This window comes from Acidobacteriota bacterium, assembly GCA_016700075.1.
Lineage (GTDB): Bacteria > Acidobacteriota > Blastocatellia > Pyrinomonadales > Pyrinomonadaceae > OLB17.
Map to the genome: position 1 here is coordinate 2,410,356 of CP065000.1, position 12,201 is coordinate 2,422,556.

13 protein-coding genes and 1 riboswitch are annotated in these 12,201 nt (G+C 53.6%); of the genes, 11 read left to right on the forward strand and 2 right to left on the reverse strand.

All coding sequences use genetic code 11. The features are described 5' to 3' along the window. Positions 1–116: 116 nt before the first annotated feature. Both IPM50_10950 and IPM50_10955 read right to left on the reverse strand, forming a co-directional pair. Entirely contained in the window at positions 117–692 is a 576-nt protein-coding gene (locus IPM50_10950) for a carboxypeptidase regulatory-like domain-containing protein (GenBank protein ID QQS32183.1), read from the reverse strand. After that, positions 689–2,887, reverse strand: coding sequence for a tail fiber domain-containing protein (locus tag IPM50_10955; GenBank protein ID QQS32184.1), 2,199 nt, complete (start codon positions 2,885–2,887; stop codon positions 689–691). The genes IPM50_10950 and IPM50_10955 overlap by 4 nt, the downstream gene beginning before the upstream one ends. A 247-nt stretch (positions 2,888–3,134) precedes the next feature. Beyond that, positions 3,135–3,236, forward strand: a riboswitch (TPP riboswitch). Between IPM50_10955 and thiC the strand changes: the two genes are divergently transcribed. The 11 genes from thiC (at position 3,228) to IPM50_11010 (ending at position 12,178) form a co-directional block, all read left to right on the forward strand. Then, positions 3,228–5,216, forward strand: a complete 1,989-nt coding sequence (thiC, locus tag IPM50_10960) for a phosphomethylpyrimidine synthase ThiC (GenBank protein ID QQS32185.1) — start codon at positions 3,228–3,230, stop codon at positions 5,214–5,216. It overlaps the preceding riboswitch by 9 nt. Before the next feature lie 162 nt (positions 5,217–5,378). Continuing rightward, entirely contained in the window at positions 5,379–6,131 is a 753-nt protein-coding gene (locus IPM50_10965) for a hypothetical protein (protein ID QQS32186.1), read from the forward strand. Between the two features lie 171 nt (positions 6,132–6,302). Beyond that, complete coding sequence (locus tag IPM50_10970) at positions 6,303–6,740, forward strand: DUF1801 domain-containing protein (protein ID QQS32187.1); 438 nt, start codon at positions 6,303–6,305, stop codon at positions 6,738–6,740. Positions 6,741–6,805: 65 nt separating this feature from the next. Continuing rightward, positions 6,806–7,714, forward strand: coding sequence for a class A beta-lactamase, subclass A2 (bla, locus tag IPM50_10975; protein QQS32188.1), 909 nt, complete (start codon positions 6,806–6,808; stop codon positions 7,712–7,714). 145 nt (positions 7,715–7,859) lie between these two features. Next, a complete protein-coding gene (locus IPM50_10980; protein ID QQS32189.1) occupies positions 7,860–8,129 on the forward strand; it encodes a DUF1778 domain-containing protein in 270 nt (89 codons plus the stop codon). Then, positions 8,129–8,620, forward strand: coding sequence for a GNAT family N-acetyltransferase (locus IPM50_10985; protein ID QQS32190.1), 492 nt, complete (start codon positions 8,129–8,131; stop codon positions 8,618–8,620). The genes IPM50_10980 and IPM50_10985 overlap by 1 nt, the downstream gene beginning before the upstream one ends. A gap of 145 nt (positions 8,621–8,765) precedes the next feature. Further along, positions 8,766–9,197 (forward strand): helix-turn-helix transcriptional regulator, encoded by a 432-nt coding sequence (locus IPM50_10990; GenBank protein ID QQS32191.1) that lies wholly within the window; start codon positions 8,766–8,768, stop codon positions 9,195–9,197. Positions 9,198–9,264: 67 nt separating this feature from the next. After that, the gene (locus tag IPM50_10995; GenBank protein ID QQS32192.1) at positions 9,265–9,660 is read left to right on the forward strand and encodes a VOC family protein; all 396 of its coding nucleotides are present in this window, start codon (positions 9,265–9,267) and stop codon (positions 9,658–9,660) included. 913 nt (positions 9,661–10,573) lie between these two features. Further along, complete coding sequence (locus IPM50_11000) at positions 10,574–11,176, forward strand: hypothetical protein (GenBank protein QQS32193.1); 603 nt, start codon at positions 10,574–10,576, stop codon at positions 11,174–11,176. Between the two features lie 96 nt (positions 11,177–11,272). Further along, a complete protein-coding gene (locus IPM50_11005; protein ID QQS32194.1) occupies positions 11,273–11,692 on the forward strand; it encodes a PepSY domain-containing protein in 420 nt (139 codons plus the stop codon). 6 nt (positions 11,693–11,698) lie between these two features. Further along, positions 11,699–12,178, forward strand: a complete 480-nt coding sequence (locus IPM50_11010; protein ID QQS32195.1) for an isoprenylcysteine carboxylmethyltransferase family protein — start codon at positions 11,699–11,701, stop codon at positions 12,176–12,178. Positions 12,179–12,201 lie beyond the last annotated feature (23 nt).

Consider the following 12,201-nt stretch of genomic DNA (forward strand, 5'->3'; position numbering starts at 1 on the left):
CCGCTGATCCTGCGGCATCGCAAAAAATGGCCGAGCTGCTTGGGTAAAGCACACTCGGCCATACGTTCTGTGATCTCTGGCGGCTCGCCTCAGATCGACGCGTCCATCATCACGCACTATAACGGCAGTGCCGTAAAGTCCATATTGGTCAGTTCGTCCTGCAGGCTAAAGATACGTGTCGGGTTGGTGAACGTAAAGCGGTTCGACGATATCTCGAGCACATAGGTTTGGCCGACAGGGACGCCGCCAAAGGCGTAGTAACCGAAGTTTGACGTAATGGCCCGCAAACGCGAGCCGTCCGGGGCCGACAGCGTCAGCCGGACGCCGCGGATGCCACGGCCGTCGGCGGTCGTGACGCGTCCCGTGACCGCAACGGCGGCAGAGGTCGGTGCGAGGTTCTGAAACCAGAAGCCGCCGTGCAGGTCGAAGGGCGTCCCGCCGGACGAGACCCCTGCAGCGTGCTGGCCTACGGTGCCACTTATGCTAAACGTTCCGCCGGTCGAGTTTGACCCGCCGCCGCCGGCTATCACATTGTGGCTCAGGTCATACGGCCCGCCCGTCTGGGCGATAACGGTAAGTGGTGAATGGTAAATGGTAAATAGAAAGAGAAGAATACCGAACACCAGCCACCTATCAGCCGGTGACAACTCGTTTGCCTTTTGCCTTTTTACTTTTGACTTGAAAACCTTCATTTCTCCTCCTTGCAGACGTTCGCGGTCGGGTTCTGAGCACATACGAGGGCTTTCAGGGCAGCGAGTTCGGCTCGCTGTCGATCGAGTTCGGCACGTTGCTTCTCCATTTCCATCTTTTGCCTTTCGATCAGTGTCTTCTGTTCCTCGTTCTCGATCGAGAGTTCTTTGATCGCGGCGAGTGTGATGCCGGCCATGTCGCCGCTGTTGATGGTCGTCGGCGAGCCGAATGTGCCGATCGCGTCGCGGCCGAAAGCGTTGTAGAACTCCTGTGCCATCGGGCCGTAGTGGCGAAACCGCGTGGCGTCCTGGCCGACGTAGTTCCAGCTTGTCATATTGAAACCGCGGATCTTTCTCAGCACGTCGCGGCCATCGACGGGCAGGAAGTTCTCTTTGACATTCATATCGGACGTGAACGTGTAAGCGACCTGGCCTTCGATCACTGTCACGCTCGCGTTGCCCAGCCTTATCTTGTTGCTGGCATTGACGATCGCACCGTTGCCGATAGCCGTTGCATTGGTCAGAATACCCGCACTGACATTGGCTAAGTGTCCAATGATCGTATTGTTCGTACCGGACGTGTTGCTCTGACCTGCACCGGTGCCGAAAAAGGCGTTGTTAACCCCCGACGTGTTGCTTTGGCCTGCACTGGTGCCGAAAAAGGCGTTGTTAACCCCCGACGTGTTGCTTTGGCCCGCAGACGTGCCGAAAAAGGAATTAGCGACCCCGTCCGTGTTGCTCAGGCCGGCAGACCTGCCGAAAAAGGCGTTGTTTCCGCCGGTGGTGTTGCTCCCGCCTGCAGAGCTGCCGAAAAAGGCATTGTTGCTTGCGGTTGTGTTGTTTTGACCGGCATTGAAGCCAAAAAAGGCATTGTCGCTACCGGTCGTGTTGAAAGAGCCCGCACCTGTTCCAAAAAAAGAGTTGCTGTTGCCGATCGTGTTGCTAAAACCCGAGGCACCTCCAAAGAATGAATTCGAACCGCCCGTGGTGTTCTCAAATCCTGCATTTATACCAAAGAAGGAGTTTGCATATCCCAACGTATTTCTAGAACCAGCATTTGCTCCAAAAAAAGAATTGCTCACACCCTCTGTGTTCGAACGCCCTGAGCTGCTGCCGAAGAATGAATTACCGTCGCCGGTCGTGTTGTTAAGACCTGCAGCCTGACCAAAGAAGGAGTTGCCAGCGCCGGTCGTGTTATTCTCACCGGCGCTTCTTCCAAAAAAGGAATTCTCGCTGCCGGTCGTGTTCGCCTGACCGGCGTTGGTTCCAAAAAACGCATTGTTGCTGGCAGTTGTGTTGTTCTGACCGGCACTCAAGCCAAAGAATGAGTTGTTGCTGCCCGAAGTATTGCTGAAGCCTGCAAAGGTGCCAAAGAACGAACTTCCGTTGCCGTTCGAATTCAAAAGGCCCGCGTTCGCTCCAAAATAGGAATTGTTCAGCCCGGTCGTGTTGCTTGCACCCGCAGATGAGCCGAAGAAGGAATTGTTGCCGCCGGTGGTGTTGGACGTGCCTGAGAGGACGCCGGCAAATAGATTATCTGCCCCCGGATTGCTCAAAATGCGGTTTGCACCGATGTTGTATTGCGTCGCGGCGCTGACAATATTGCCCGAGAGTGTGCCGCCGGCTGTGCCGTTGCCCGAGATGTTGAAGTTTGAGCTTGCCTGCGGCGAGGCCGTGTTCTGTATGTAGTCAGCACTGCCCGGCGGCACAGATGCCACGGGTATCGTCCCCGTTACAGCACTGCCGTTCACGCTGCCTATCTGCGACGAAGTAACGCACCCGACGCACGTTGCCGACAGCGAATCTGCCTCCGCCGTGTTCAAACTCCTCACCGAGTACGGTGCAGACGTGATCGGCTGTCGCGGTGCGAGCAGCGTAAAAGGTCCCGGCCCCGTGGGCTTTACCTCGATCTGCAGAAAACGTGCAGCCCCCGTGAACTGTGCACCGAAATCGAGCCTGACCGTGAAAATGCCCGCCGTTACCGAAACTCCCGTCTTGGTCTCCGCAGGCCCTTGCTGCGTCCCGCCCACGAGCGAATCCCACAGCGTGAATTCAATGTCATAAACGGCGGTCGGCGGCAAACCTGCGTCGAGCAGCCGCCCCTGATAGGTGAACTCTGTTGTTTGTGCTGACATCGCTCCTGCAAATACAAGTACTGCAAGCACAAGTTGTATGGCGATCGATTTTTTTCTTTTCATCGTTTTCTCCTTGTTTCCGGTGAGTTTGGATCTTTCCCCTCCCATATCGGAGCGGTTTGACGGCTTGCCGTACATAAATGCTGCGGTAAGCCGAAATTTGCCCCTCTATCTACTAACGCAGGAATCGGCGACAAAACCCGTCAAGAAAAATGAAAAATATCTGCGAAAAGATCGCAGGAGCGAAATTGATCGGAATACGCCGTGAATTCGTCAATTCCTGTTGTTGATGTAAGATTAACGTCAGAACGTTCAGTTCCTGGGGAGCGAAAGCTGAGAGTCCCGAATTTCCGGGAGACCCATATTACTTGATTCGGGTAATGCCGACGAAAGGAGAAAAACAATGGAAGAACAGTTGTCAGTTGTCAGTGGTCAGTTGTCAGATGTCAAAACCGAGAGCGATAGCGACCGGGTTTCCGATCGCAACGCCGGGCAAACGCACCTGCCGGCATCAAAGAAAGTTTACGTCGAGACCGGTGTCAGTAGCCCGCACCTAAGTGAGGGATCAGCGGAAAGCGGCGGCAGCTTTAATTTACGCATACCTTTTCGCGAAATATCGCTGTCGCCGTCGCGTGAGATGGACGGCACGCTGGTCGAGAACGCTCCCGTTCGCGTCTATGACACGAGCGGCCCGTGGACCGATCCGCAGTTCAAAGGGAAAGTCACCGAGGGCTTGCCGCCGCACCGTCGTGAATGGATACTTGCCCGCGGCGACGTCGTTGCAGAAGCCCGCACGTCAGTAAGGGCGATATCCGAGCACAGCGGGACGGAGTTTTCGCATACGGTGTACCGCGCAAAACCCGGCCATTGCGTCACGCAGATGCACTACGCACGCCGCGGCATCATCACGCCGGAGATGGAGTTCGTCGCGATGCGCGAGAATCTCGGCAGGAGCGCGGACACTCTTGTCCGCATCTCTGAAAGAAGCGACCGCTCTTCGCTGAATCACCAGCACCGCGGAGAATCATTCGGAGCTTCAATTCCCGAATTCGTAACGCCCGAGTTCGTTCGCGACGAGGTCGCACGCGGCCGTGCGATCATCCCGAACAACATCAATCATCCCGAGAGCGAACCGATGATCATCGGCCGCAATTTCCTCGTCAAGATCAACGCAAATATTGGAAACAGCGCGGTCGCTTCGTCGATCGAGGAAGAGGTCGAAAAGATGCGTTGGGCGACGCTGTGGGGAGCCGACACGGTGATGGACCTTTCGACGGGGAAGAATATTCACGAGACTCGCGAGTGGATCATACGCAATTCACCCGTGCCGATCGGCACCGTGCCGATCTATCAGGCTCTCGAAAAAGTGAACGGTAAGGCTGAAGAACTCACATGGGAAATTTATCGCGACACGCTGATCGAACAGGCAGAGCAGGGCGTCGATTACTTCACCATTCACGCCGGCGTTCGCTTGCCGTACATACCGCTCACCGCAAAACGCACGACCGGCATCGTCAGCCGCGGCGGTTCGATCATGGCAAAATGGTGCCTCGCGCATCACGAGGAAAGCTTTCTTTATACGCGTTTTCGCGAGATCTGCGAGATCATGCGGACGTACGACGTTGCTTTCTCGCTTGGCGACGGCTTGCGGCCGGGCTCGATCGCCGATGCAAATGACGAAGCGCAGTTCGCCGAACTCGACACGCTCGGCGAGCTGACAAAGATCGCGTGGGAAATGGATTGCCAGACGATGATCGAAGGTCCCGGTCACGTGCCGATGCACCTGATCAAAGAGAACATGGACAAGCAGCTCGAGGTCTGCGGCGAGGCTCCGTTTTATACGCTCGGGCCGCTGACGACCGACATCGCACCGGGCTACGACCACATTACCAGCGGCATCGGCGCCGCGATGATCGGCTGGTTCGGCACGGCGATGCTTTGCTACGTAACCCCTAAAGAACACTTAGGTTTACCTAACAAACAGGACGTGAAAGAAGGCGTCATCACATACAAACTCGCCGCTCACGCCGCCGACCTCGCCAAAGGCCATCCGGGAGCGCAGTACAGAGATAATGCCTTGAGCAAAGCGCGTTTCGAGTTCCGCTGGGAGGACCAATTCAACCTTGGCCTCGATCCGGAAAAAGCAAAAGAATTCCACGACGAAACGCTCCCTGCCGAAGGTGCAAAACTCGCCCACTTCTGCTCAATGTGCGGCCCGCATTTCTGCTCAATGAAAATAACCCAAGACGTCCGCGACTACGCCAACGCCCAAAACATCGAAGCCGAAAAAGCCCTCGCCGTCGGCATGAGCGAAAAAGCCGCCGAATTCAAAGCCACCGGCTCGGAGATCTACCATGGTAACCTGCCCGATGGCTCGACCAAGAACCACTGATGCTTTATGCTCTGTTGTGATAAAATTTGAATTCGATGACCAAAATATCTGCCGAGGAGCTTGTAGGTGAAGAATTGGCTGAGTGGTACTCGCTTACACCGATGGAGCGTTGGCGGCAATCTTCCAAGTTATGGGAAACTTATCTAGCATTAGGAGGCAGCCTTGATCCTGAGCCCGATACGCAAAGTCCTTTCTTCGATCGCTCGGTACGAAGTTCGCGCCCTATTGATGGGCGGCCAGGCGTGCATACTTTACGGCGGCGCCGAGTTTAGCCGTGACATCGATTTTGCGATCCTCGCAAGCAAAGAAAATATAGCTCAACTAAGATCGAGTCTCGACGAACTAGAAGCCGAGGTCATCGCGGTTCCTCCATTTTCCATAGACTATCTCGAGCGCGGACATGCGATACACTTTCGTTGTGCGGCACCCGAGGCGGCAGGCTTAAGAGTGGACATTATGACTAAGCTGCGCGGTGTCGATGACTTCGAAGAGCTTTGGCAGCGGCGACATGCTATTGTGTCGGATGACGGTACCGTGTTTCATCTGTTGTCTTTACCGGATCTGGTCAAAGCTAAAAAGACACATCGGGACAAAGATTGGCCGATGATCCGACGCCTGCTTGAGGCTGATTACTTTGCTAACCGAGATCATGCGACGGGGGAGCAGTTGGAATTTTGGATGCTGGAATTGCGAACCCCGGAACTTCTGATAGAGGTCGCCACAGCAAATTCAGAGCTTGCTGATTCACTTGAGGCATTTCGACCGTTACTAAGGTTCGCCTCGAAAGCGGATGAGATGGCTCTGGCCGACGCACTATTTCAAGAGGAAAAGATCGAACGTGAAGCTGACAGAGAATATTGGCAGCCGCTAAAGGCTGAGTTGGAGCAGTTACGACTCGACAGGCTAAGGCCTTAAACGGGGACGGGATTTCCGCGAATACGCCGCCGCCCAAAACATCGAAGCCGAAAAAGCCCTTGCCGTCGGCATGAGCGAAAAAGCCGCCGAATTCAAAGCCACGGGCAGCGAGATCTATCACGGCCCGGACGGAGCAACCTCGGGTGATCATCACTGAGAGAAGAGAAGTTTATGTTATCGCGACCTATCCATCCAGACTTTCTGGCGTTGCTGAGCTTTAAGGAGCCTGAGCTTGTCGCGCTTTTCTGCGACCTGAGGGATTTCGTTTTGGATATCCACCCTGAGGGCAACGAGCTTCTATATCATACGCATGCTTTGACGTCAGTTTTCTCCGTTTCCGAGAAGCTGTCGGATGCGTATTGCATGCTGCCGATTTACGCGAACCACGTTAACCTCGGATTCAACAAAGGCACGCTTCTCGACGACCCTCACAAAATGCTGACCGGCACAGGAAATCTGATACGGCATATCGACGTCAAGCAGCCAAGCGATTACCGAAACCCGCAGGTCATCGCTCTTGTCAAAGAAGCCGTCAGATTCGCCATCGAGGATATGGACAAACCGTCGAGGACAGTCGCCAAGACGATCTCAAAGATCAAGCAAAAGTGAGCCGGAAGGTGAATTCGGCTCCACTTGTGTTGCTATCTATCATGGAAATTTGACCGTTCAGAAATATGAAGAAAACACTCTCCCTAGCCTTGCTTTTTTTGCTTTTTTCCAAGAGTGCTGCAATTGCTCACACCACCGGTTCGCTGCAGAAGCGGATCGAAGCGATCGCTACTTCTAAGAATGCCGTCGTCGGCGTCGCGATCGTGGGCGGCGACGGCAAAACGAAGGTCACGGTCAACGGCGATCGTCGGTTTCCAATGCAGAGCGTTTTTAAGTATCACATCGGCCTCGCGATGATGACTGAGATCGATAAGGGCAAGTTTACGCTCGACCAACAGGTCGAGATCAAGAAGCATCAACTACTTCCGGGACTATGGAGTCCGCTTAGAGACGAAAATCCTGACGGCGGCAGTTTCTCTTTCTCAAAATTGATCGAATACTCAGTTTCGCTGAGCGACAACGTAACGTGCGATGCCCTGCTGCGACTGCTTGGCGGACCGGCTGCGGTCGAACGCTTTATTAGGAAACACGGCGTCAAGGACATCTCCATTAAGATCAATGAAGAGCAGATGCAGTCGAACTGGGATATGATGTTCCAAAATTGGACGACGCCAAAGGCCGCCAACGAAGTTCTGAAAAAGTTCTACGAGAACAAGAATTACTTACTCACGCCTAAGAGCCATGCGTTTATTTGGAAAGTGATGCGAGAGACCTCGACGGGAGTAAATCGGTTGAAAGGCCAACTGCCGGCGGGCACGGTCGTGGCTCATAAGACGGGCTGGTCGGGCACGAATAAAACGACAGGCATCACCGCCGCCGTCAATGACATCGGCATCGTCTTTTTGCCGAACGGCAAACATTTTTACATCAGCGTTTTCGTAAGCGATTCAAAAGAGGACTTCGACACCAACGAACGCATCATCGCCGACATCGCCAAAGCTGCTTGGGACCATTTTGTGTTGAAAGATCCGTGAAGATCCGCACGAGCAATAAGGTCTAAACTCGGCTATAGGCCTCTCGGACAAAATATTCGGTCAGTTAATTTTATTGACAATACATCCTCGACTATCGATAATCTGTGTACACACCGTGTGTACACATAGGTGCGGGGAGATGGGTATGATCACGACAAAGGAAAACAGAGAGAATCGATTAAGTATTCGCGCGACGGCGAGGCAGAAGGATTTGATCGCGCGTGCGGCGTCGCGAGGGAATATGACGATCAGCGAGTTCGTGCTGGATAATGCTGTCGCTGCGGCCGAGGCGTCTGAATTGGACAATGCTCAATTTGCGGTCAGCCGTGAAAAATATGAGCAGTTCTTAGCGGCTTTGGACGAGCCGCCAAGATCTATTCCCGCACTTCGCAAACTATTCTTGGAAGATGTTTAATGGAGACAAAGCCTCTAGACAAACTCCAAGACCGCGATTCGTTTGATTGCGAAGTTGAGCCGTTGAACGACTATTTGAAAAAATATGCTCTCCAAAATCAAAAGAAAGATGCGGCACGAACCTACGTTGTCGCTAACGAAGAAGATCAAATAATCGGTTATTACACATTGGTTTTCGGTTCGGTTTCAATGGAAGAAACCACGCCCGAAATTTCGGCAGGTCTTGGGAGATACCCGATCCCGATCATTTTGTTGGCACGTATGGCCATCGATAAAACTCAAAAGGGTAAAGGCTTAGGCAAATTCTTGATGAAAGATGCTCTGCTTCGTGCGGTTCGGGCATCGGAAATTGCCGGTTTGCGTGCTTTTCTCGTCCATGCCAAAGACGGATCAGCCAAAACATTTTATGAAAAATTCGGCTTCGAGCCTTCGCCGCACAACGAATTTCATCTATTTCTAAAGATGGCAGATATTCGTAAGTCGTTGAGTTAGGGTAGATAGATAGACTTTGAAACGTTCCTCGAATATGCGAAAGAACAAAACATCGAAGCCGAAAAAGCCCTTGCCGTCGGAATGAGCGAAAAAGCCGCCGAATTCAAAGCCACCGGCAGCAAGATATATCGCGGCGATCTGCCCGATGGGGCAAAGGAGCATCATTGACGTTACAGTGAGCGGATCTACGACCATGACATATTTTCAACGCGAGTTAGAGCGGATCAGGGCGGAGGTTTACGCGAACGATTGGCAGATCAGGAATATTATCGAGACCCGCCGTTTCCTGTTGGAGAATTTCGACAGATCGATCTCGCTGGATGATATTTCGCACGCTCGGTTTACGTCAAAGTTTCACTTGTTACGACTCTTCAAGAGATACTATGGGCAGACGCCCAGCCAGTTTGTGACCGAGCTGCGTATTGCAAAAGCCAAAGAGCTGTTGAGGAGCGGCAGGTCAGTAACTGAGACATGTTTTGAGATTGGATTCGAAAGCCCGGCGTCGTTCAGCAATCTTTTTCGAACCCGAGTCGGCCTCGCACCAAAAAATTTTCAGAAAATGAGCAATATTCGATAAGTTGCCTTTCATTTGTTTTGATAACCTTTGATCATAAGGTCGTGATCAGACCGAAGAGGAGAAACAAATGAAGGCTAGAATAGTAAGCATTCCTGTGCTCGACCAAGAGCACGCGTTAAGGTTCTATACCGAAAAGCTCGGTTTTATCAAAAAGGTTGATGTCCCTCTTGGAGGGCAAAATCGTTGGCTCACGGTAGTTAGCCCGGAAGACCTGGACGGCGCCGAAATATTGCTTGAGCCCGGGCCGCTCCATTTTGAACCGGCAAAGATCTATCAGAAAGCACTCTATGACGCAGGTATGCCATATACGCAGTTCGACTCGAGTGATGTTCAGGCCGATTTCGAGCGGTTAAGAGAACTCGGTGTTGAATTCAGCGTCGAACCAACTGTGATGGGAACGGTAAAGATCGCAGTATTTGACGACACCTGCGGAAACAACATGCAGATAGTTGAGATGCTTTGACCAACCGCGATCATTTCGCCAAAATTCGGACCGGCGATGATTCGTCCGCAGTTAACGAACGCATTATAGGCCACGATGCCGGCCGGGTGGTCGAACATCGCGGTGTGGCCTGCGCCGGCGATCTCGGCGAATTGACGCAGTTGGCAGGTGGTGCAGTGGGTCATCTGCTGTTTGAAAGCCGGCCACGAGAACATCTGTATCGGTGAGTCCTGCATTCCCTGCACAAAAAGAATGTCGGAGCGGTGGCCGTTGGTGAAATTGAGCAGCGAGCGAGCCATATAGGCGGCGGGATTCGCGGTCGTCGTGCCGTAGGTTTGCCTTAGCAGATTGCACACGGCGGACTGCGGCGCCTGGCCCGTTTCCTCGAGCCCGCAGCGGTAAACGAGGTTCAGCGGGCCGGGGCCATTTGCGATGACTCCGTCGGTGCGGTGCATGGTGTTCAGCCGCGTGACCATATAGCCGCCCTGCGAATGCCCGACGACGAAAAGCTTTCTGATCTTTCTTTTCAACACTTTACGCGTACGTTCCCTGACCCACAGCAGCGCAGCCTCTGCCTCGCGTATTCCGTCGCCGAACAGCACGTTCTGCTGCGGATAAGCCACGCTGACGAACATAACATCGCTGCGGTTCGTTATCTCTTTAACGCGGTTCAGCGTGTTGATAGCGGCGGGAATTATCTGGTCGTCGGACTGCACCGTGCCGTGATACGCGACGATGACATCGACCACAGGATTCGGCGGACGGTCGATGACGACATCAAAACTTACCTTGTTGTGGGTGATCCGACGGACGTCCTGCGCAGTCGATGACGCGAACATCAGCAAAATACCCGCCATTGCTGTAAAGAAAATTGCGATCTTGCCCGTCGTCATCCATTCCATCGCCGACATAGTATATTAGGACGCAAGAAGCAATGAAAAGGCTCAACGACATCGAAAAAGAGATCGTCGAAATGCGCGATGCCGACCTCGCGTTGCGTGAAAGGCTCATTGAAACCAGCGAGCTTTTCGAGGGCTACAACGCCGAGATGGAAGCTCTGCACATCAGGAACGCTGAGGCGTTGGAGAGTATTATCGACAAGATCGGCTATCCGACGGCTGACAAGGTCGGCGAAGCGGCAAGCGACGCAGCATGGCTGATCATCCAGCATTCCATCAGCCGGCCTAATTTCATGCGAAAATGCGCGCAGATGCTGGAAAAGGCAGTTGCTGAGGATGAGGCCGATCCAAAACAGCTTGCATATCTGACCGACCGCATCGCCGTTTTCGAGGGCCGTCCGCAGCTTTACGGCACGCAGTTCGACTGGGACGAGAACGGCGAAATGAGCCCGAGCCCGTTCGACGATACTCAAAAGGTCGAGGAGCGAAGAATTGCGGTCGGGCTCAATTCATTGGCAGAGCAGATCGAGATCATCAGAACAAGAACTAAGGCCGAACACGAATTCCCGCCCGCTGACCTTGCCGCTCGAAAAAAGGAAATAGACATATGGAAACGCTGGGTCGGCTGGATCGTGTGATCCACTCGGAGCGTTCTTTGAGCAGGGGAATATCCACCTGAAATGTCTTTTCGAGGTGGCCGAACGCACTGTAGTGTTACCATTGGAGAGAAAAATATGATCAAAACAGCACTTCGTGTCACAGTTCTGGCGACGATCCTCGCGTCGTTTATGGCTTTGGCGATGGTTTTTGAAACGCCTGAGAGTAAGGTTTTCGCCGGCGGCGCCGAGACGGGCAACGATAACAAACGCCGCGGCCGCGGCAGCGACGATCAAAACCGCAACGGCAACAGCAACTCGGCCCAGAACAGCAACAGCGGCAACTCAAACTCGAACGGCGCGGCGACAAGCATCTCGCGGGATCGCGCACGCGAGATCGCATTGAGCCACGTTCCCGGCGACATCGTTAAAGAAGAGCTGAAGAACCGCAAAGGCCGACGCGTGTACGAATTCAAGATCCGCAAATCGGACGGTGCATTGTTCGAGGTAAAGATCGACGCCAACGACGGAGGTCTGGTCGAGATAGAAAGAAAATAGCTGATCATGCCCCATTTGCCCTTAGTATTGCGAGCCGTCTTTTTCGCATTGCTGCAGCCCGGCGTTGCGGTGCTGGTGATCCCGCTTGCTCTGATGCAGTTCGTCGGCCAACCGCTGACGCCCGACGTTTGGGCGTGGAATCATTACGCCGGCTTCGCGGCCGTGATCGCGGGATTTGTGATCACGGGGCTGTGCATCGTGCGTTTTACCATCGAGGGCAAAGGCACGCTGTCGCCGCTCGACCCCACAAAACGCCTCGTTATCAGCGGGCTTTACAAATATTCCCGCAATCCTATGTACGTCGGCATGATGCTCGTCCTCATCGGCGAGACCTTCTTCTGGTGGAGCACCGCAATGGCCATCTATTCCGTGTTCATGTTCGCCGTTTTCAACCTGTTCATCTTCCTCCACGAAGAACCCCGCCTCCGCCGCGAATTCCCCGGCGAATACGACGCCTACATCTCCCAAGTCCGCCGCTGGGTTTGAAACCGACGTTTGACACTTCCAGA

Coding starts and splice junctions, on each gene's coding strand:
- IPM50_10950 (QQS32183.1), bottom strand. CDS start 692: ATGAAGGTTTTCAAGTCAAAAGTAAAAAGGCAAAAGGCAAACGAGTTG.
- IPM50_10955 (QQS32184.1), bottom strand. CDS start 2,887: ATGAAAAGAAAAAAATCGATCGCCATACAACTTGTGCTTGCAGTACTT.
- thiC (QQS32185.1), top strand. CDS start 3,228: ATGGAAGAACAGTTGTCAGTTGTCAGTGGTCAGTTGTCAGATGTCAAA.
- IPM50_10970 (QQS32187.1), top strand. CDS start 6,303: ATGTTATCGCGACCTATCCATCCAGACTTTCTGGCGTTGCTGAGCTTT.
- bla (QQS32188.1), top strand. CDS start 6,806: ATGAAGAAAACACTCTCCCTAGCCTTGCTTTTTTTGCTTTTTTCCAAG.
- IPM50_10980 (QQS32189.1), top strand. CDS start 7,860: ATGATCACGACAAAGGAAAACAGAGAGAATCGATTAAGTATTCGCGCG.
- IPM50_10985 (QQS32190.1), top strand. CDS start 8,129: ATGGAGACAAAGCCTCTAGACAAACTCCAAGACCGCGATTCGTTTGAT.
- IPM50_10990 (QQS32191.1), top strand. CDS start 8,766: ATGGGGCAAAGGAGCATCATTGACGTTACAGTGAGCGGATCTACGACC.
- IPM50_10995 (QQS32192.1), top strand. CDS start 9,265: ATGAAGGCTAGAATAGTAAGCATTCCTGTGCTCGACCAAGAGCACGCG.
- IPM50_11000 (QQS32193.1), top strand. CDS start 10,574: ATGAAAAGGCTCAACGACATCGAAAAAGAGATCGTCGAAATGCGCGAT.
- IPM50_11005 (QQS32194.1), top strand. CDS start 11,273: ATGATCAAAACAGCACTTCGTGTCACAGTTCTGGCGACGATCCTCGCG.
- IPM50_11010 (QQS32195.1), top strand. CDS start 11,699: ATGCCCCATTTGCCCTTAGTATTGCGAGCCGTCTTTTTCGCATTGCTG.